The organism is Nonomuraea corallina, assembly GCF_027620315.1.
Lineage (GTDB): Bacteria > Actinomycetota > Actinomycetes > Streptosporangiales > Streptosporangiaceae > Nonomuraea > Nonomuraea corallina.
This window is the reverse complement of record NZ_JAPNNL010000017.1, coordinates 46,196-64,105: the sequence shown is the minus strand read 5'-3', so window position 1 is coordinate 64,105 and position 17,910 is coordinate 46,196. Positions and strand designations below refer to the sequence as shown.

At 71.1% G+C, this 17,910-nt stretch carries 21 protein-coding genes; 10 read left to right on the top strand and 11 right to left on the bottom strand.

Annotated elements, in window-relative coordinates; translation table 11 throughout:
- The 4 genes from OUY22_RS07200 to OUY22_RS07185 form a co-directional block, all read right to left on the bottom strand.
- The coding region (locus tag OUY22_RS07200) for a DnaJ domain-containing protein (protein WP_270154000.1) at window positions 1–311 on the bottom strand (311 nt) is incomplete at its 3' end.
- A gap of 19 nt (window positions 312–330) precedes the next feature.
- The gene (grpE, locus tag OUY22_RS07195; RefSeq protein WP_270153999.1) at window positions 331–939 is read right to left on the bottom strand and encodes a nucleotide exchange factor GrpE; all 609 of its coding nucleotides are present in this window, start codon (window positions 937–939) and stop codon (window positions 331–333) included.
- Complete coding sequence (gene dnaK / locus OUY22_RS07190) at window positions 936–2,807, bottom strand: molecular chaperone DnaK (RefSeq protein WP_270153998.1); 1,872 nt, start codon at window positions 2,805–2,807, stop codon at window positions 936–938. Before dnaK ends, grpE begins: the two co-directional genes overlap by 4 nt.
- 196 nt (window positions 2,808–3,003) lie before the next feature.
- Window positions 3,004–3,456: a hypothetical protein gene (locus OUY22_RS07185; RefSeq protein WP_270153997.1), complete on the bottom strand. Its 453-nt coding sequence runs from the start codon at window positions 3,454–3,456 to the stop codon at window positions 3,004–3,006.
- Between the two features lie 157 nt (window positions 3,457–3,613).
- Between OUY22_RS07185 and OUY22_RS07180 the strand changes: the two genes are divergently transcribed.
- Together OUY22_RS07180 and proC are read left to right on the top strand one after the other, a co-directional pair.
- Window positions 3,614–4,495 carry a proline dehydrogenase family protein gene (locus tag OUY22_RS07180; RefSeq protein ID WP_270153996.1) on the top strand — a complete coding sequence of 294 codons (882 nt, stop codon included), beginning with the start codon at window positions 3,614–3,616 and terminating at the stop codon, window positions 4,493–4,495.
- A 52-nt stretch (window positions 4,496–4,547) separates the two neighbouring features.
- Window positions 4,548–5,342 carry a pyrroline-5-carboxylate reductase gene (proC, locus tag OUY22_RS07175; RefSeq protein ID WP_270153995.1) on the top strand — a complete coding sequence of 265 codons (795 nt, stop codon included), beginning with the start codon at window positions 4,548–4,550 and terminating at the stop codon, window positions 5,340–5,342.
- 11 nt (window positions 5,343–5,353) lie between these two features.
- On the opposite strand, the gene OUY22_RS07170 is transcribed toward proC, so the two are convergent.
- From OUY22_RS07170 to OUY22_RS07155, 4 genes are all read right to left on the bottom strand, one after another.
- Window positions 5,354–6,094, bottom strand: coding sequence for an ABC transporter permease (locus OUY22_RS07170; RefSeq protein ID WP_270153994.1), 741 nt, complete (start codon window positions 6,092–6,094; stop codon window positions 5,354–5,356).
- On the bottom strand, window positions 6,091–6,981 hold the full coding sequence (locus OUY22_RS07165; protein ID WP_270153993.1) for an ABC transporter ATP-binding protein: 891 nt from the start codon (window positions 6,979–6,981) through the stop codon (window positions 6,091–6,093). The genes OUY22_RS07170 and OUY22_RS07165 overlap by 4 nt, the downstream gene beginning before the upstream one ends.
- A gap of 80 nt (window positions 6,982–7,061) precedes the next feature.
- Window positions 7,062–7,724 carry a response regulator gene (locus tag OUY22_RS07160; protein WP_270153992.1) on the bottom strand — a complete coding sequence of 221 codons (663 nt, stop codon included), beginning with the start codon at window positions 7,722–7,724 and terminating at the stop codon, window positions 7,062–7,064.
- Window positions 7,721–8,863: a sensor histidine kinase gene (locus OUY22_RS07155; RefSeq protein WP_270153991.1), complete on the bottom strand. Its 1,143-nt coding sequence runs from the start codon at window positions 8,861–8,863 to the stop codon at window positions 7,721–7,723. The genes OUY22_RS07160 and OUY22_RS07155 overlap by 4 nt, the downstream gene beginning before the upstream one ends.
- A 107-nt stretch (window positions 8,864–8,970) precedes the next feature.
- Between OUY22_RS07155 and OUY22_RS07150 the strand changes: the two genes are divergently transcribed.
- The 8 genes from OUY22_RS07150 (at window position 8,971) to OUY22_RS07115 (ending at window position 15,306) form a co-directional block, all read left to right on the top strand.
- Window positions 8,971–10,134: an acetoin utilization protein AcuC gene (locus tag OUY22_RS07150; RefSeq protein WP_270153990.1), complete on the top strand. Its 1,164-nt coding sequence runs from the start codon at window positions 8,971–8,973 to the stop codon at window positions 10,132–10,134.
- A 9-nt stretch (window positions 10,135–10,143) separates the two neighbouring features.
- Complete coding sequence (locus OUY22_RS07145; RefSeq protein WP_270153989.1) at window positions 10,144–10,926, top strand: phosphatase; 783 nt, start codon at window positions 10,144–10,146, stop codon at window positions 10,924–10,926.
- A gap of 312 nt (window positions 10,927–11,238) precedes the next feature.
- Window positions 11,239–11,442 (top strand): helix-turn-helix domain-containing protein, encoded by a 204-nt coding sequence (locus OUY22_RS07140; protein WP_026214222.1) that lies wholly within the window; start codon window positions 11,239–11,241, stop codon window positions 11,440–11,442.
- A 176-nt stretch (window positions 11,443–11,618) separates the two neighbouring features.
- Window positions 11,619–11,717: a 30S ribosomal protein bS22 gene (locus tag OUY22_RS07135; protein ID WP_018654693.1), complete on the top strand. Its 99-nt coding sequence runs from the start codon at window positions 11,619–11,621 to the stop codon at window positions 11,715–11,717.
- Window positions 11,718–11,739: 22 nt separating this feature from the next.
- Entirely contained in the window at window positions 11,740–12,735 is a 996-nt protein-coding gene (locus OUY22_RS07130; protein WP_270153988.1) for an NAD-dependent epimerase/dehydratase family protein, read from the top strand.
- Entirely contained in the window at window positions 12,732–13,652 is a 921-nt protein-coding gene (locus OUY22_RS07125; protein WP_408638118.1) for a lysophospholipid acyltransferase family protein, read from the top strand. Before OUY22_RS07130 ends, OUY22_RS07125 begins: the two co-directional genes overlap by 4 nt.
- 68 nt (window positions 13,653–13,720) lie before the next feature.
- A complete protein-coding gene (locus OUY22_RS07120) occupies window positions 13,721–14,305 on the top strand; it encodes an RNA polymerase sigma factor (RefSeq protein WP_270153987.1) in 585 nt (194 codons plus the stop codon).
- 2 nt (window positions 14,306–14,307) lie between these two features.
- Window positions 14,308–15,306: an LCP family protein gene (locus tag OUY22_RS07115; protein ID WP_270153986.1), complete on the top strand. Its 999-nt coding sequence runs from the start codon at window positions 14,308–14,310 to the stop codon at window positions 15,304–15,306.
- Here OUY22_RS07115 and OUY22_RS07110 read toward each other — a convergent pair.
- From OUY22_RS07110 to OUY22_RS07100, 3 genes are all read right to left on the bottom strand, one after another.
- On the bottom strand, window positions 15,303–16,175 hold the full coding sequence (locus OUY22_RS07110; RefSeq protein WP_270153985.1) for an HAD family hydrolase: 873 nt from the start codon (window positions 16,173–16,175) through the stop codon (window positions 15,303–15,305). The two genes, OUY22_RS07115 and OUY22_RS07110, sit on opposite strands and share 4 nt — an antisense overlap.
- Before the next feature lie 10 nt (window positions 16,176–16,185).
- A complete protein-coding gene (locus OUY22_RS07105; protein ID WP_270153984.1) occupies window positions 16,186–17,043 on the bottom strand; it encodes a DUF5667 domain-containing protein in 858 nt (285 codons plus the stop codon).
- Between the two features lie 66 nt (window positions 17,044–17,109).
- Window positions 17,110–17,757 carry a sigma-70 family RNA polymerase sigma factor gene (locus OUY22_RS07100; RefSeq protein ID WP_270153983.1) on the bottom strand — a complete coding sequence of 216 codons (648 nt, stop codon included), beginning with the start codon at window positions 17,755–17,757 and terminating at the stop codon, window positions 17,110–17,112.
- Window positions 17,758–17,910 lie beyond the last annotated feature (153 nt).

The window sequence follows — 17,910 nt, the reverse complement described above, 5'->3', positions numbered from 1 at the left end:
CGGGGGCCGCCGAACAGGTCACCGAAGTCGAAGCCGAAGCCGCCGCCACCCGGACGCTGGCCGCCCACCCCGGACCCGAACAGCGTGCGCGCGTCGTCGTACTCCTTGCGGCGCTTGCTGTCGGACAGGACGTCGTAGGCCTCGGAGACTTCCTTGAACTTCTTCTCCTTGGCCGAGTCGCCCTGGTTGGTGTCGGGGTGGTACTGCCTGGCCAGCTTCCGGTACGCCTTCTTGATCTCGTCGGCGGTGGCTGACTTGGGCACACCAAGGACGGCGTAGTAGTCCTTCTCCAGGTAGTCCTTGGTGCTCATCTACGGCCCTTCGTCCTTGTCAGTTGTCGTCGTCATCGGACGCGGGCGCGTCCCCGGGCTCGGCCACGGCCACGCGCGCCGGTCGCAGCACCCGCTCGCCCATCCGGTAGCCCAGCTGCAGCACCTCGATCGCCGTCGGCTCGGTCACCTCGGGCGAGTAGGTGTGCATCAGCGCCTCGTGGACGACCGGGTCGAACGGGTCGCCCTTCTGGCCGTAGGCGCTCAGACCCAGCTTGGTGAGGACCGCCTCCAGCGACTCCGCCACCTTCGCGAAACCCCCGGTGAGCTCGCCGTGCTCGCGGGCCCTGCCGATGTCGTCGAGCACCGGCAGCAGCTCCGCCAGCACCGCGGCGGTGGCCTGCTCGCGCACGGCCACCCGGTCGCGCTCCACGCGACGGCGGTAGTTCTGGTATTCGGCCTGGACGCGTTGCAGGTCGGCGGTCCGTTCGTCCAGCTGGGCCCGCAGCTCGGCGTCGGCCGGAGCGGACTCCGCCGGCGTCTGCTGCTGCTGCTCCTGCTTGGGCGAATCGTCCTCGGGGCGCACCCTAACCTCCCCCGTCTCCGGGTCGATCTTGCGGTTGTCGCGGATCACCGGCTCCTCATGCCCGTTCTCACGCAACGGCCTCACTTGTCCTTCTTCGGCTCATCGTCCACGATCTCGGCCTCGACGACGTCCTCGTCGGCCTTCTGCTCCTGGCCGGCGGAGGCGTCCTGGGGAGCGCCCTCCGGGCCGCCCGCGGCCTGGCCCTGGTTCTGCGCGTAGATCGCCGAACCCATCTTCTGGCTGACCGTGGCGAGCTTCTCCGCCGAGTTGCGGATCGTGTCGGTGTCGGTGCCCTCCAGAGCCTTCTTCAGCTCGGCGAGCGCGTCGTTGACCTCGGCCTTGATGTCGCCGGGGACCTTGTCGTCGTTCTCGCGGAGGAACTTCTCCGTCTGGTAGGCGAGCCCGTCGGCGTTGTTGCGGACCTCGGCCTCCTCGCGGCGCTTGCGGTCCTCCTCGGCGTAGGACTCGGCCTCGCGCATCATGCGCTCGATGTCGTCCTTCGGCAGCGCGGAGCCGCCGGTGATCGTCATCGTCTGCTCCTTGCCCGTGCCCAGGTCCTTGGCGGAGACGTTGACGATGCCGTTGGCGTCGATGTCGAAGGTGACCTCGATCTGCGGGATGCCGCGCGGCGCCGGCGCGATGCCGGTCAGCTCGAAGGTGGCCAGCTTCTTGTTGTAGGCGGCGATCTCGCGCTCACCCTGGAAGACCTGGATCTGCACCGACGGCTGGTTGTCCTCGGCCGTGGTGAAGACCTCGGAGCGCTTGGTCGGGATCGTCGTGTTGCGCTCGATGATCTTGGTGAAGATGCCGCCCTTGGTCTCGATGCCCAGCGACAGCGGGGTCACGTCGAGCAGCAGGACGTCCTTGACCTCACCCTTGAGCACGCCGGCCTGCAGGGCGGCGCCGATGGCGACGACCTCGTCCGGGTTGACGCCCTTGTTGGGCTCCTGGCCGCCGGTCAGCTCCTTGACCAGCTCGCTGACGGCGGGCATCCGGGTCGAGCCGCCGACCAGCACCACGTGGGCGATGTCGGAGACCTTGATGCCGGCGTCCTTGATGACCTGGTGGAACGGGCCCTTGCAGCGCTCGAGCAGGTCGGCGGTGAGCCGCTGGAACTCGGCGCGGGTCAGCTTCTCGTCGAGGTGCAGCGGGCCCTCGGACGAGGCGGTGATGTAGGGCAGGTTGATCGAGGTCTCGGACTGGGCCGACAGCTCGATCTTGGCCTTCTCCGCGGCCTCGCGCAGGCGCTGGAGGGCCATCTTGTCCTTGGACAGGTCGACGCCGTGCGCGTTCTGGAAGCGCTTGACGAGCTCGTCGACGACGCGCTGGTCCCAGTCGTCACCGCCGAGGTGGTTGTCGCCGCTGGTCGCCTTGACCTCGACGAAGCCGTGGCCGTCCTCCTGGCCGACGTCGAGCAGGGACACGTCGAAGGTGCCGCCGCCGAGGTCGAAGACCAGGATCGTCTGGTCCTGCTCCTTGTCGAGGCCGTACGCGAGCGCGGCCGCGGTCGGCTCGTTGATGATGCGCAGGACGTTGAGACCCGCGATCGTGCCGGCCTCCTTGGTGGCCTGGCGCTGCGCGTCGTTGAAGTAGGCCGGGACGGTGATCACCGCGTCGGTGATCTTCTCGCCCAGGTAGGCCTCGGCGTCCTGCTTGAGCTTCTGCAGGACGAAGGCGCTGATCTGCTGCGGCGAGAACTTCTTGCCGTCGATCTCCTGGGACCAGGTGGTGCCCATCTCCCGCTTGACCGATCGGATCGTCCGGTCGACGTTGGTGACGGCCTGCCGCTTGGCGACCTCGCCGACGAGGACCTCGCCGTTCTTCGCGAAGGCGACCACGGACGGCGTGGTCCGCGAGCCCTGCGCGTTGGCGATGACGGTGGGCTCACCGCCCTCGAGGATCGAGACGACGGAGTTGGTCGTCCCCAGGTCGATACCTACCGCACGTGCCATGAGTACGTCCTTGTAGTCAAAGTTGAGTCGGTTAAGCTCAACGTACGAATTCGAGCAGGCTTTGTCAAACGACTTGAGCCTACTCGACTCAACCCCTGACTAGGGCGTTCTGTTCCCTGAGATGTCCCTTAGGGGTCCGCCTCCGGGTACGCCGTGCGGGGCGGGCCTCCCGGGAGCGGAGGGCGGGGAAAGGGTGTCAGCTCTTCGCGCCGTCGACGATCTTCCGCTTGCCGATGGGGGACTTGAGCTTGACCGTCGTGGTCTTCTCGATAGCGATCATGATGCAGGAGACGTTCTCGGCCTTCGGCGACGGGCCCTCGTACAGGGTGATCGTGACCCGCTTCCTCGTCTCCTTGACCTTCACCCGGTCCAGCACCGTGCACGGCTCCACGCCCGACCACCAGGTCAGCCGGACCTGGCGGCCCTTCGACACCGGTGTCGCCTTGGTGAAGCGCACCTTCCGGGGGTTGACCGCGTCACCTGTCGGCTTCACCGGCTTGGGCTTGGTCGTCGGCGCGGTCGTCGGCGCGGGCGTCACCGCGTCCGCCACCGGCGAGCTGGACACCGGCGTGTCGGGGCCCTGGGACGCGGCCTGCTCCGCGGGCCGCTCCGCGCCGCACCCGGCGGTGAGGAGGAGACATCCGGCCATGAGAGTCGCTGTCGCTGTGCGCATACCCTTACGACGGATATGACAGGTCTCCGGTTCAGCCGGTCGGGTTCCCGAGGCGGGGCACCCCAGGAAACCCGGGCGCGCGGGTCCTGGCGGGAGGGGCGGCGGGTGGAGTCCGGGTGAGTAGGGTTGAGCCGTGCTGCGTCAGGCCCTACTCGCCGTCTCCAGGAGCGCGCGCGCCGAGCGCGTCATCTCCACCTCGCCGCTGACCCGCCCCGTCGTCAGGCGCTACGTCGCCGACGACATCGCCCGCACGGTCGCCGAGCTGACCCGCAGGGGCCTGCTCGTCACCGTCGACCACCTCGGCGAGGACGTCCACGACAGGGCGCAGGCGGAGGGCGCCGTGCGCGCCTATCTCGACCTGCTCCGGGTGCTGCCGGAGGGCTCGGACGTGTCGGTCAAGCTCACCGCGCTCGGGCTGCGGCTGTCGGAGCAGCTCGCCCTCGACAACGCCGCCACCATCTGCGAGGCCGCCGCGCCGCGGGGCATCACGCTCACCCTCGACGCCGAGGAGCACGACACCATCCCCGGCCTCCACTCCGTCCACGCCACCCTCCGCAAGGAGCACCCGAGCGTGGGCGTCGTGGTCCAGGCCTACCTGCGCGACGCCGCCGAGCGCTGCGCCAAGCTCGACGGGGCCAGGGTGCGGCTGTGCAAGGGCGCCTACACCGCGCCCGGCGCCCACACCTCGGCGGCCGACATCGACCGCTCGTACGCGCGCTGCCTCAGGGTGCTGATGGGCGGCACCGGCTACCCGATGGTCGCCACCCACGACCCTCGGCTCCTCTCCGTCGCCGCCACCCTGGCCGTCCTGGAGGGCCGCGACCACAACGGGTTCGAGTATCAGATGCTGTACGGGGTGCGGCCCGACGAGCAGGAGCGGCTGGCCGCGCAGGGGGCCAGGATGCGGGTGTACGTCCCCTACGGCGCCGACTGGTACGCCTACCTCATGCGCAGGCTGGCCGAGCGTCCCGCCAACCTGGCGTTCTTCGCCCGCTCCCTGCTGTCGCGGGGCTGACCGCGGCGCGCCGGTAGGCTGCGACCGGGCGTCTACTGCGTGAGGACAACACATGATCGCGATTCTCGGCACCGGCAAGATGGGCGAGGCCCTGCTGTCGGGGTTGCTCCGCGCGGGGTTCAAGCCAGGCGACGTGCTGGCCACCGTGCGCCGGCCGGACCGGGCGCGGGCGCTGGCCGAGAGCTACGGGGTGCGGGCCGTCTCCAACGCCGAGGCGGCCAAGTCGGCCGACACGCTCATCCTGGCCGTCAAGCCGCAGGACATGGGCGCGCTGCTCGCCGAGATCGCCCCCCACCTGCCCCCCGGCCGCCTGGTGATCACCGCCGCGGCGGGCATCACCACGGCCTTCGTCGAGCAGCGGCTGGGAGCCGAGACGGCGGTGGTCAGGGTCATGTCCAACACTCCCATCCGGTTCGACGAGGCGATGAGCGTGATCTCCGCGGGCGCGTACGCGGGGGAGGAGCACCTGCGGCGCACCGAGGACCTGCTGCGGCCGGTCGGCAAGGTGCTGCGCATCCCCGAGTCGCAGCAGGACGCCGCCACGGCGCTGTCGGGCAGCGGGCCGGCCTACTTCTTCTATCTGGTGGAGGCGATGGTCGACGCCGGGATCCTGCTCGGCATGCCGCGCGCGGCGGCGCTCGACATGGTCACCCAGTCGATCGTGGGCGCGGCCGTCATGCTCCGCGACTCGGGCGAGCACCCGGTGATCCTGCGCGAGGCGGTGACCTCGCCGGGCGGCACCACGATCGCGGCCATCGCCGAGCTGGAGCGCCACAGCGTGCGGGCGGCCTTCCTGGCGGCCATCGAGGCGGCCCGCGACCGGGGCCGCGAGCTCGCCTCAGGCTGACCGCCCGCACTCTAGGCGTCGCGGCGGCGCATCAGCACGGCGCCCGCCAGCATGGCGACGGCCACCCAGGCGAGGTAGACCGCGAACCCGCTCCACGGACCCAAGGACTGGTTGGCGTGGTTGGAGACGATCAGCTGGCCGGCGTTCGTGGTGAAGTAGTCGGACACGGTGGCTCCCCACGCACCCGGCAGCTGGGTCGTCAGGGGAGGGAGCACCAGCATCAGCGCGATGGCCGACACGATCGCGCCGGCCGTGTGCCTGATCAGCGTGCCCAGCCCGAGTCCGAACAGCCCGCACGCGGTCAGGTAGAGGGCGGAGCCGAGCGCGGACCGCGCCACGTCGGCCGCCTCGACGGACGGCGGCTGCATGATCGCCAGGCCGACGGCGATCGCGCCGGCCGACGCGACCAGGCAGACGACCAGCGAGACAGCGGTGAACACGATGATCTTGGCGCTGAGCAGGGTCAGGCGCCGGGGCACGGCCATGAGGGAGACGCGGATGGCCTCGGTGCGGTATTCGCTGGAAATCATCAGGACGCCCAGCGCGGCCATGGTCAGCGCGGCGATCAGCCCGCCGGACAGGCTGCCGCCGACCGCCGCGTCGCCCGGGACCGGCCCTTCGGCCATGCTCCTGTTGGAGGCGCCGGCCAGGGCGGCGAAGCCCAGCATCAGCACCACGGTGCCGACGAGGGTCCACACCGTGGACCGCACCGACCGCATTTTGATCCACTCGGACCGGATGACGTCGATCATGAGGTGTACTCCAGGCTGTCCTTGGTGAGCTCCATGTAGGCGGCTTCGAGCGAGGGCTTGACGTACGTCAGCTCCTCCAGCGGCAGTCCCGCCCTGGCGGTCATCGTGCCGATCTCCAGCGGTGAGACCCCGGTCACCCGCAGGTGGTCGGCGTGGAGTTCGCCCACCTTGACCAGCTCGGCCACCTCGGCCAGCCGGGGTGAGCGGACCCGCACGTAGCTCTGCGAGCTGCGCCCGATGAACTCCCGCACGCTCGTGTCGGCGATCATCCGCCCCTTGCCGATGACGATGAGATGGTCGGCGGTCTGCGCCATCTCGCTCATCAGGTGACTGGAGACGAACACGGTGCGGCCCTCGGCGGCGAGGTCGCGCATGAGCGTGCGGATCCACAGGATGCCGTCGGGGTCGAGCCCGTTGACCGGCTCGTCGAAGATCAGGATCTCCGGGTCGCCGAGCAGCGCGGCGGCGATGCCGAGGCGCTGCGCCATGCCCAGCGAGAAGCCGCCGACGCGGCGCCGGGCGACTGCGGCCAGGCCGACGATCTCCAGCACCTCCTCGACGCGGACGGCCGGTATGCCGTTGCTGGCCGCGATGGCGAGCAGGTGGTTGCGGGCGCTGCGGCCGCCGTGCACGGCCTTGGCGTCCAGCAGCGCGCCGACCTTGCGCAGGGGGTGGCGCAGCTCCTGGTAGGGCGTGCCGTCGACGAGCGCCGACCCGCCCGACGGGTGGTCGAGGCCGAGGATCATGCGCATGGTCGTCGACTTGCCCGCGCCGTTGGGCCCCAGGAACCCCGTCACTTGGCCGGGCTCCACGTCGAACGACAGGCCGGCCACGGCCGTGGTCTTGCCGTAGTGCTTGGTCAGGTCGGTTGTCCGGATAGCGGTCATGGGTCCCAGCATGATCGCCATGAAGATCGTTGTCCTCACCCCGGGGTACGGTCCGCGACCGTCCTCGTAGGACCCTGGTCCTACTCTCCGGGACTGACCAGCGCGGCCTCGTACGCGAAGATCACCGCCTGCGCCCGGTCCCGCGCGCCGATCTTGGCGAACAGGCTCGTCACGTGGTTCTTGATCGTGGACGGGGAGACGGCCAGCTCACCGGCGATCTCCGCGTTGGACAGGCCGCGCGCGATCAGCCTGAGGATCTCCCGCTCGCGGTCGGTGAGCGCGTCCAGCCTGAGGGACCGGCGGGCCGCGCGCGGCGGCTCGGGCGCCCGCACGAACGTGCCGATCAGCCGGGTCAGCAGCCGGGGCGCCAGGGCCGCCTCACCGGCGTGGACCACCCGTACGCCCTCGACCAGTTCCTCGGGCGAGACGTCCTTGGGCAGGAAGCCGCAGGCGCCCGCGCGCAGCGCCGCGACCACGTTCTCGTCGAGGTCGAACGTGCTCAGCGCGAGCACCCGCACGTCCGGCAGCGCCTCGGCGATCAGCTCGGTGGCGCGGACCCCGTCCAGCTCGGGCATGTGCAGGTCCATCACCACCACGTCGGGCCGCAGCTCCGCGCTGAGCCGCACCGCCTCCGCGCCGTCGCCCGCCTCGCCCACCACGGTGAGGTCGGGCTGCGCGTCCAGCATCAGCCGGAAGCCCTTGCGGACCAGGGCGTGGTCGTCCACCAGCAGGACCGAGATCACGTCTTCTCCAGGGGGATGCGGGCGTGCACACGGAAACCGCCCTCCTCGCGGGGGCCGGTCGATAACAGCCCTCCGCACAATGCCACGCGCTCGGCCATGCCGCCGAGCCCGAAGCCGGTCGGACCGGGTGACGGCGGGGCCGTGCCGTCGTCGAGCACCTCGACCTCGATCGCGGCCGGCTCGTACGACAGGCGCACGGTCGCGCGGGCGCCGGTCGCGTGCTTGCGGGTGTTGGTGAGCGCCTCCTGCACGATCCGGTACACGGCGTGGTCGACCGCGGTGGGCAGCGGCACCGGCTCGCCCAGCACCGTCAGGCGGGCGGGCAGCCCCGCGGTCCCCGCCTCCTCGACCAGCGCCGGCAGCCGGGCGGCGCCCACCCCCGTCGCCGCGTCGGCGCCTCCGCCGTCGTCGGCCCGCAGCACGTCGAGGAGCTGGCGCATCTCCGCCAGCGCCTGGCGGGCCGTCTGCTCGGCGCCCTGGAGCGCCTCCCTGGCGACGTCCTGCCCCGGCGGGAGCGTGGCCCTGGCGCCGCCCACCAGCGCGTTGATCACGCTCAGGTGGTGGGCCACCACGTCGTGCAGCTCGCGGGCGATCCGCCGCCGCTCGGCGCGCACCGCCGCGTCGGCGGCCTCCCGCTGCGCCCGCTCCCGCAGTTCGGCGCGGACCCGGACGAACTGCCCCAGCCCCACCGGGATCGCGACGAACGTCACACCGACCACCCAGAGCCCCAGCGGGTCGGGCTCGGGGTTCAGCACGGCCGTGAGGTTGATCCCGGCCGCGTACAGGAGGGCGCCGGCGCCGCCGGCAATGGCCGCCCTGCGCCCGTCGCAGTAACGGCCCAGGCTGTAGAGGCCGATCATCACGATCGGGTTGCCGCTGAAGGGGACCCGGACGTACGAGGCGGCGATCTCCAGGCCGAGCAGCAGGGCGACGGTGAGGATCGGCCGCTCGCGCCGCATCAGCAGCGGCAGGACGGTGCCCAGGTAGAGCGCGGAGAAGGACAGGTCGCCGCCCAGGACCCAGGTGGAGACGCCGCCGACGACTCCCGGCACGGCGAGCACGACCACGAGGGCGACGTCGAAGACCCGCGGGCGCCGGAGGAACAGCCAGGCGTCCCCGATTCGCCGCCGAATCCTCATGATCTGAGGTTAGGGGAAATTTCTACGGTATTGCGGGGAAGGCGGCTGGACCGCCGCCGTTGACGCTGCGGTAACGTCACCTCAAGGCGAGGGAATCGGGAGCATGCATGAGCCAGTCGGCGCGGGTCATCTGGGACGACGCCCTCACCTCCTACGACTTCGGCCCCGACCATCCGCTCGCGCCCGTCCGGGTCGAGCTCACCATGGCGCTGGCGCGGGATCTCGGCGTGCTCGACAAGGTCGAGGTGACGCCCTGCGCGCCCGCCACCGACGACGAGCTGGCGATGGTGCACGACCCCGGCTACGTCGAGGCCGTCAAGCGCGTCTCCGCCACCGGGCGGCCCGACCTGTCGGCCGGGCTCGGCACCACCGACAACCCCGCCTTCGCGGGCGTCCACGAGGCGTCCGCGCTGATCGCCGGCGCCTCGCTCGCGGCCGCCCGCGCGGTCTGGGAGGGCGCCGCCGAGCACGCGGTCAACGTGGCCGGCGGCCTCCACCACGCGATGGCCGCCACCGCCAGCGGGTTCTGCGTCTACAACGACCCCGCCCTGGCCATCGCCTGGCTGCTGCGGCAGGGCGCGTCCCGCGTCGCGTACGTGGACGTGGACGTCCACCACGGCGACGGCGTGCAGGCGCTGTTCTACGACGACCCGCGGGTCCTGACGATCAGCCTGCACGAGAGCCCCCGCACGCTCTTCCCCGGCACCGGGTTCCCCGGTGAGACCGGCGCCGACGGCACCGCGGTCAACGTGGCGCTCCCGGCCGGCTGCGGCGACGGGGGCTGGCTGCGCGCCTTCCACGCGGTGGTGCCGCCGCTGCTGCGCGAGTTCAGGCCCGACGTCCTGGTCACCCAGCACGGCTGCGACAGCCACGCCCTCGACCCGCTCGCCCACCTGATGCTCAGCGTCGACGGCCAGCGCACCGCCTACTCCCACCTCCACCGGCTGGCCCACGAGACGGCGGGCGGCCGCTGGATCGCGACCGGCGGCGGGGGCTACGAGCTGGTCCAGGTGGTGCCCAGGATCTGGACCCATCTGATCGCCGAGGTCTCGGGTCACCCGGTCGACCCGGCCACGCCGACCAGCGAGGCCTGGCGCCGTCTCGTACGCGAGCGCACGGGCGAGCTGCCGCCGCTCACCATGACCGACGGGCGCAGCGCGGAATTCCAGGATCTCTCCGGAGGTTATGACCCAGCGGACCCCATCGACCGTGCGATCATGGCGACCAGGAACGCGGTGTTCCCTCTGCACGGCCTCGATCCGATGCCCTAAGGAAGACCAGTGCTGAGCCGCGATCGACTCCGTGAGCATCTCGTCCAGACCCGCATCGCCGGGAACGTCGCGACCTCCCGCGAGAACAACCTGGACCACTACAGCTCGCTCGCCAACCGCGACCCCTACTACATGCTCGGGCTGACCTTCGAGCAGCCGTGGCGCTTCCGCGACGTGCTCGCGCTCATGTCCAAGGCGGCCGGCGTGGTCGCCGACCCGGGCCACCGCTGGGGGCAGGACACGATCGACCCCGATCTCACCATCGACGCGCTCGACGCCATGGCCGACCGGATCGCCGCCGCGCTGTCCGGGCCGAACCCCCGGCTGCTGTTCGCCACCGGCCACCCCACCGGCCTGCTGGCCGTCCACCTGCCGCTGGCCCAGATGGCGCTGGAGCACGGCGCGACGCTGCTGGCCCCGGCGGAGGGCTGGACCTACGCGGGGTCCGGCTTCGGCCGCCCGCGCCGCCTGCGCTACCTCGGCGAGGTGGCCATGCTCGATGACAAGGGCGCCTTCGTGCACACCCACGACGCGGCGCCTATGGAGCACATGCTGGCCGAGCTGGGAGACGAGCGGCCTGATCTGGTTATCGCCGACCACGGGTGGGCAGGGGCAGCTGGAGAGGCGGGAGTGCCCACTGTGGCTTTCGCCGACAGCAACGACCCCGGGCTCTTCGTGGGAGAGGCCGAGGGCAAGATCGAAGTGGTGGTGCCGCTTGATGACAACGTGCTACCGCGTTACTACCAGCCGCTCACACAGCGCCTCGTCACACGAGTCACAACAGCCCTATGAGTCGAAATCGGTCATCCTCATACCGTCGTTTCGCGCCTGCATTCCGAGAGACTCGCAGTCCCTTCGCCAACTTGTGATGCGACCTGGGCGACTCTTATGTATGACAGTTTGGACAGTTCCAGCGACTGGCTGAGCAGCCGGAAACCGTGGCTGGCCAGCGTTTTCGTGGATTCTCCTGACAGATGGATCCTCCGACTGGGAAACTGGGGGGTTTGCGCACTCCGAGTCCCGACTTACGCTGACGGCAGTACACGTGCGTGAGCAATGGCACCAGTGGGGATAACCCGGAAACACGTGCGGAAGAGGCGTCCGATGGGTGCAGGCGAAAGACCTCTCAGCGAGGTGAAGTTCCTGACGGTGGCTGAAGTGGCCACGGTCATGCGAGTGTCGAAGATGACTGTCTACCGACTGGTGCACTCGGGAGAGCTGCCGGCCATCCGTGTCGGCCGCTCGTTCCGAGTGCCGGAGCAGGCGGTGCACGACTATCTTCGCGAGGCCTACATCGAGGCCGGGTGAGTCACGGGTAGCGGCGCGCCACGGCGCGCCGTGAGTGCAGGCGCGGGAGAGGCCCGGTCGCGGCGCGCGGCCGGGCACTCACCCCCGAGGGGCGATCTACCATGGATCGCCGGTAGTCTGTGAGCCTGCGTGCGCTCGCACGCGACTCTGACGTGCTACCAAGACCTGGGGGTCCCGTGGGCTCTGTGATCAAGAAGCGCCGCAAGCGGATGGCCAAGAAGAAGCACCGCAAGCTGCTCAAGAAGACGCGCATCCAGCGGCGTAACAAGAAGTAGACGAGGCAGCTGCGAGGCGCAGATGACCCACACCGTGCTCGTCACCGGGGTCTCGCGCCACATCGGCGCCCGGCTGGCGAGCGTTCTGGCCGCTGATCCCGAGATCGGCCGTGTCATCGGAGTGGACACCGTGCCGCCCCCCTCGCTCACCCGAGACGGCGGCATCCCCCTCGGCCGGACCGAGTTCGTCCGGGTGGATCTGCGCAGCCCCGACATCGCCCAGGTGATCGCGGCCGCCGACATCGACACCGTCGTGCACATGAGCCTGGTGAGCGCTCCGTCGAGGAGCACCGGCCGGGCCGCCATGAAAGAGCACAACGTCATCGGCACCATGCAGCTGCTCGGCGCCTGCCAGCGGTCGGCGACCGTGCGGCGCGTGGTGGTCCGTTCGACGACGGCCGTCTACGGCTCCTCGCCGTACGATCCCGCGGTGTTCACCGAGGATCTGGAGCCGCACCACAGCCCGGACCACGGATACGCCAAGGACGCCGTGGAGGTCGAGGGCTATGTGCGGGGTTTCGCGCGCCGGCGTCCTGACGTCTGCGTGTCGCTGCTGCGCTTCGCCAACTTCATGGGTCCGGGCGTCGACTCGCCGCTGACCCGCTACTTCACCCAGCCGCTGCTGCCGACGGTGCTCGGCTTCGACCCGCGGCTGCAGTTCGTCCACGAGGACGACGCGGTCGAGGTGCTGAGCCGGATGGCGACGGAGGACCATCCCGGCACGTTCAACGTGGCCGGGGCGGGCGTGCTGCTGCTGTCGCAGTGCGTGCGCAGGGCGGGGCGGCCCGCCCTGCCGCTGCCGTCGCCCGCGTTCCGGCTGCTGGGCAACGCCGTGCGTGGCGCCGGGCTGGTCGAGTACTCGCCCGAGCAGCTGCGGCTGATGAGCCACGGCCGCACGGTGGACACCAGCGCGCTGGAGCGCGAGCTGGGCCGGCGGCCCAAGTTCACCACGGCCGCGGCGTTCGACGACTTCCTGCGCTCGCGCGGGCTGTACGCGCTCGGAGGTGCGCGCCGGTGAGCGTTCCCCGCGACGACGGGCAGGCCCCGGTCGTCCCGATCAGCGCGGCCCCTTCCTACTCCGCGGACGGCGGCGGCGACGCCCCCGATCCGGTCGCGGAGCTGCTGGCGTTCCTGCGGCGGCGGGTGACCGGCGACTACGAGGTCGACGAGTTCGGCTACGACGCCGAGCTGACCGACAAGGTGCTGCTGGAGCTGCTGCGGCCGCTCTACCACCACTGGTTCAGGGTCGAGGCGCTGGAGCTGAAGAACGTCCCCGAGGAGGGCGGCGCGCTGGTCGTGGCCAACCACGCAGGCACGCTCCCGGTCGACGCGCTGATGATGCAGGTGGCCCTGCACGACGAGGCGGGCAGGGCGCTGCGGCTGCTCGGCGCCGACCTGGTCTACAGGCTGCCGCTGCTCAGCCACCTGTCACGCAAGACCGGCCACACCCTGGCCTGCCGCGAGGACGCCGACCGGCTGCTGCGCAGGGGCGAGCTGGTCGGGGTGTTCCCCGAGGGCTTCAAGGGCGTCGGCAAGCCGTTCTCCGAGCGCTACAAGCTGCAGCGGTTCGGCCGCGGCGGCTTCGTCGCCTCCGCCATCAGGGCCGGGGTGCCGATCGTGCCGACGGCGATCGTGGGCTCGGAGGAGATCTACCCGAAGATCGGCGAGGTGCCGTTCGTGGCGCGGCTGCTCGGGCTGCCCTACGTGCCGATCACCCCGTTCTTTCCGCTGCTGGGTCCGCTCGGGCTGGTGCCGCTGCCGTCGAAGTGGCTGATCGAGTTCGGCGAGCCGATCCGTACGGACGAGTACGATCCCGGCGCGGCCGACGACCCGATGCTGGTGTTCAACCTCACCGACCGGGTCCGCGAGGTCATCCAGCAGATGCTCGACCAGCTCAGGCTGCGGCGCGGCCACGCCTTCCCGCCGTTCCTCTAGCCCGGCGTGAACCCCGACGGGGGGTAGTGGCGAGACATCTCCGACCGATCCCCCACAGAAGGGCGGAGATGATCACTCAACCCGCCACCCGGGATGCGGACGCCGCGCTCATCAGCGCCTCGCTGACCGAACCCGAGGCTTTCGCCGAGCTGTTCGACCGCTACTCGGGCATGCTCTACCGGTACGTGTCGCGCCGCCTGGGCCCCGGCCCCACCGCCGAGGATCTCGTCGGCGAGACGTTCCTGGTCGCCTTCTCCCGCCGCCGGAGCTACGACCTCGCCCATCCCGACGCCAGGCCGTGGCTGTTCGGCATCCTCACCAAGCTCGTCTCCCGGCACCACCGCACCGAGGCAGCCCGCTACCGGGCCCTGCTGCGCGCCCCCGTCGACCCCGACGTGGAGTCGCCGGCCGACCGGGTGGCCGCCGGGGTGACCGCGCAGGCCACCCGGCCCCGCCTGGCCGGCGCGCTGGCCGCGCTGCCCGCCAAGGACCGCGACGTGCTGCTGCTCGTCGCGTGGGGCGATCTCACGTACGAGGAGGCCGCGCGGGCGCTCGGCATCCCGATCGGCACCGTGCGCTCCCGCCTCAACCGGGGCAGGCGGAAGGTCCGCGCGGCCCTCGGTGACACCAACCCGATGCTGGGAGAGGAGTGACGATGGACGACCTGCGGATGCTCAGGGACCTCGGCGGGCGGCTGGAGCACGAGCCCCCGGCGACGCTGGCCCGCCAGCGGGAGCGGCTGGTCAGGGCCGGGTCGCGCCGGCGCTGGTTCGGCTGGATGGCGGCCGGGCTGGTCGCGGTCGCCACCGTGGCCACGGTCACCGCCGTGGCGGTGCCGGCGTTGCTGCTCGGAGACTCCCAGCGGACGGTGGCGCATCCGGTGGGGGGCCGGCCCGCCAAGGTGACAGAGGCGATGAACGTGCTGCTGGTGGGCACCGACAAGGAGGCGAACCGGGGCGTGCCGGACGATCCCGGCCGCACCGACCTCATCGTCCTGCTGCACCTGCCCGCCGACCGGAAGCGGGCCACGGCGGTCAGCATCCCGCGTGACTCGCTGGTCGAGCTCCCCACCTGCGGACCCGCGCCCGCCCGCACCGGCCTGATCGGCTCCGTGTACGGCGAAGGAGGGCTGACCTGCACCCTGCAGGCCGTGGAGAGCCTCACGGACGTGCGGATCGACCACATGGTGGAGGTGGACTTCGCCGGGTTCGCACGGCTCGTCGACGCGCTCGGCGGGATCGAGGTCACGCTGAAGCGGGCCGTCGACGATCCGAGGTCCAAGCTGACGCTGCCGGCGGGCAGGAGCCTGCTGAACGGCGAGCAGGCCGTCGGCTACATGCGGCTGCGCAACTACGGCGACGGCTCCGACGTCGCCCGGATCAGGCGCCAGCAGATCCTCGTCGCGGCCATGGTGAGGAAGGCCAAAGAGGTCCTCGCCGATCCGGACCGGCTTCGGCGGTTCGTGTCCGTGGTGGCGGAGTCGGTCACGACCGACAGCGCGCTCGACCTGGAACGGATGATCGCGATCGCCGAGACCCTGGAGGGCAGGGACCTGAAACTGGTGACGGTGCCGTGGGGCCCGCATCCGGCCGATCCGAACCGGATCGCGTGGAAGCAGCCCGACGCCGAGCGGTTGTTCGCCTCGCTGCGCTAGCGGTCGCGGTAGAGCCTGCGCAGCGCGATGCCGGCGGCGACCCCGCCGGCCACCGCGCCCAGCCCGGCGGCGATCGGCAGCGCCGTCATCGTGGCCTTGCGGCCGGTGCGGAAGTCCTTGATCGGCCAGTCGTGCTTCCTGGCGTGCTCGCGCAGCTCGCTGTCGGGGTTGATGGCCACCGGGCTGCCGACCAGCGACAGCATCGGCAGGTCGTTGGACGAGTCGCTGTAGGCGGTGCAGCGGGTCAGGTCGAGGCCCTCGCGGCGGGCCAGCGCCCGCACCGCCTCGGCCTTGGCCGGGCCGTGGAGCAGGTCGCCGACCAGCCGGCCGGTGTAGACGCCCTCGCTGGTCTCGGCGACGGTGCCGAGCGCGCCGGTCAGGCCCAGGCGCTGGGCGATCACCCGGGCCAGCTCGACCGGGGTCGCGGTCACCAGCCACACGCGCTGGCCCCGGTCGAGGTGGCTCTGCGCGAGCGATCGGGTGCCGGCCCAGATGCGGTCGGCCATGACCTCGTCGTAGATCTCCTCGCCGAGCCGCACCACGTCGTCGACCTTCGCGCCCGCGACGAACGCCAGCGCGGTCTCGCGGGCGACCGCGATGTGCTCGGGGTTCTCGCTGCCGCGCATCCGGAACGCCGCCTGGCCGATCGCGAACTTGAACAGGTCGCTCGTGGTGAACATGCCGCGGGTGGCCAGTCCTCTGGCGAAGTGGTAGATCGAGGCCCCGCGCATCATCGTGTTGTCGACGTCGAAGAAGGCCGCCGCCTCCAGGTCGGGCTCGCTCGGCGGCACGACCACCGCTGCCGCCGCCGCGGCCTCACCGGCGATCTCGGCCTGGACTTCGTGCCGTCGTCGTATTCCCCGCCACATGCGCTTCAGCTTACCTAGACGGCGGGACGAGCCCCTCGATGTAGTGGAGGTACCCGACGGCCTGGTCGTGCTCGTCCCCGTCGAGCTTCTCGATCATCGGCTCGACCATGTTCCGCTGCGTCTCGGCGAACTCGCCGATCTTGGGGGAGCGGGGTTCCGCCCGTTCCAGCCGGGTGATGCCGGCCCGGGTCGACTGCTCCATCTCCTTGAGCGTCCTGCCCACCAGGGCGCCCTCGCCGGTCTCGCCGAGCAGCTGGGCCACCTCCCTGGCGCGGGTCTCGGCCGACACCAGCTCGCGCTCGGCCCGTACCACGTCGTCGGTGCTCAGCCGGACCAGCGTGCTCTCGGTGGCGCGCTTGAGCGGGTACAGCGGGTCGCCCGGCACCGCCCGGTAAGTGGCGATCGTGGACAGCATCAGGACGGCGGCCACCCCGCTGGAGGCGAGCTGCGATGCCAGCCGCCGCCTGCGGCGCGGCCGGCGGTGCGCGGGCCTGGCGTGCCGGGGCGACGAGCCGGCGGCGGGCTGCGCCGTACGGTCGCCGGCACGGTCGCCGGCACGGTCGTCGGCACGGTCGCCGGGTTGGTCGCGGGCACGGTCGGCCGGCGGGTCGGCGGGCCGGCCGCCGGGGTGGTCGCCGGGGTGGTCGCGGGGGTGGTCGGCGGGGGGAATGCGAGCGGGGCCGAAGGCGCGCTCGAAGGCGCGGTCGAACGCGGGATCGAAGGGATGGTCGGGGATGCGGCCGGCGGCGGCCAGTTCGGCGCGCAGGCGCTCGCGGAAGGCCGGGTCGGGGCCGCCTCCGAGGGGGAGCCCGCTCAGCCCGGTGAGGTGGCCGAGCACCCGTTCGCGCGATCTGCGCGCCCTTTTCATGACCGCTCCCTCGACGCCTGGAGGCGCTGCCGTGACACCTGCCTAACGACGGTCGGTGGCGGTGGGTTACGCAAGGTCGTGTTTGAGTGCTCTGGCCAGTGCGCGCACGGCCCGGAACTGGAGGGCTTTGATCGCTCCACTCTTCTTCCCCATGATCAGCGCGGTCTCCGCGAGGGACAGGCCGTGCAGGAAGCGCAGCACCACGCACTCCTGCTGGTCAGGGTTGAGGTCACGGACCGCGCGCAGCACCCGGTCGTTGATGATGGCGCTGACCACGGCGTTCTCCGGGATGTGGGGGCCGTCGAGGGGGACGTCGATCACCTCGCCGGTGGACACTTCCAGCCGGTAGCGGCTCGATTTGTAATGATCTGTCACCAAATTTCGGGCGATCGTCACGAGCCAAGCGCCGAAATCGCGGCCCTGCCAGGTGAAGTCGGTGATCCGCCGCAGCGCCCGCAGGAAGGTCTCACTGGTCAGATCCTCGGCGAGCGGGTGGGAGCCGACCCGGAAGTAGATGTAGCGGTAGACCAGGTCCACGTATCGGTCGTAGAGCGTGCCAAAGGCGTCCGAGTCCCCGGTCTTGGCATGCAGCACCAGGGTACGCAGATCGTCGTCGGCGGCGTCACGGTCTTCGCGCACGTCAGGCTCGGTCGTCCGGGTGGGCGCGGCGACCGCTGTCGCGAGCAACCCGGAGAACGGCCACGAGTCAGGCATCCGGTATCCCTACGGGTAAGGGGTGCGGCGTGCTCGAACACTCTAGAAATCAACCGTAAATTGCACAATCCACTTGCCCCCGGCATGACATCCAGTAAGCGGCAGATACGGTGTGGACCAACCCGTTCCCTCTTCGGCTACCGGCGCGGAGGC

Excerpts from the sequence above, each read along its gene's own strand:
- OUY22_RS07165 (WP_270153993.1), bottom strand. The coding sequence starts at position 6,981 with ATGACCGCTATCCGGACAACCGACCTGACCAAGCACTACGGCAAGACC.
- OUY22_RS07150 (WP_270153990.1), top strand. The coding sequence starts at position 8,971 with ATGAGCCAGTCGGCGCGGGTCATCTGGGACGACGCCCTCACCTCCTAC.
- OUY22_RS07105 (WP_270153984.1), bottom strand. The coding sequence starts at position 17,043 with ATGAAAAGGGCGCGCAGATCGCGCGAACGGGTGCTCGGCCACCTCACC.
- OUY22_RS07120 (WP_270153987.1), top strand. The coding sequence starts at position 13,721 with ATGATCACTCAACCCGCCACCCGGGATGCGGACGCCGCGCTCATCAGC.
- OUY22_RS07115 (WP_270153986.1), top strand. The coding sequence starts at position 14,308 with ATGGACGACCTGCGGATGCTCAGGGACCTCGGCGGGCGGCTGGAGCAC.
- OUY22_RS07185 (WP_270153997.1), bottom strand. The coding sequence starts at position 3,456 with ATGGCCGGATGTCTCCTCCTCACCGCCGGGTGCGGCGCGGAGCGGCCC.
- dnaK (WP_270153998.1), bottom strand. The coding sequence starts at position 2,807 with ATGGCACGTGCGGTAGGTATCGACCTGGGGACGACCAACTCCGTCGTC.
- OUY22_RS07100 (WP_270153983.1), bottom strand. The coding sequence starts at position 17,757 with ATGCCTGACTCGTGGCCGTTCTCCGGGTTGCTCGCGACAGCGGTCGCC.
- OUY22_RS07140 (WP_026214222.1), top strand. The coding sequence starts at position 11,239 with ATGGGTGCAGGCGAAAGACCTCTCAGCGAGGTGAAGTTCCTGACGGTG.
- proC (WP_270153995.1), top strand. The coding sequence starts at position 4,548 with ATGATCGCGATTCTCGGCACCGGCAAGATGGGCGAGGCCCTGCTGTCG.
- OUY22_RS07130 (WP_270153988.1), top strand. The coding sequence starts at position 11,740 with ATGACCCACACCGTGCTCGTCACCGGGGTCTCGCGCCACATCGGCGCC.
- OUY22_RS07155 (WP_270153991.1), bottom strand. The coding sequence starts at position 8,863 with ATGAGGATTCGGCGGCGAATCGGGGACGCCTGGCTGTTCCTCCGGCGC.
- OUY22_RS07170 (WP_270153994.1), bottom strand. The coding sequence starts at position 6,094 with ATGATCGACGTCATCCGGTCCGAGTGGATCAAAATGCGGTCGGTGCGG.
- OUY22_RS07110 (WP_270153985.1), bottom strand. The coding sequence starts at position 16,175 with ATGTGGCGGGGAATACGACGACGGCACGAAGTCCAGGCCGAGATCGCC.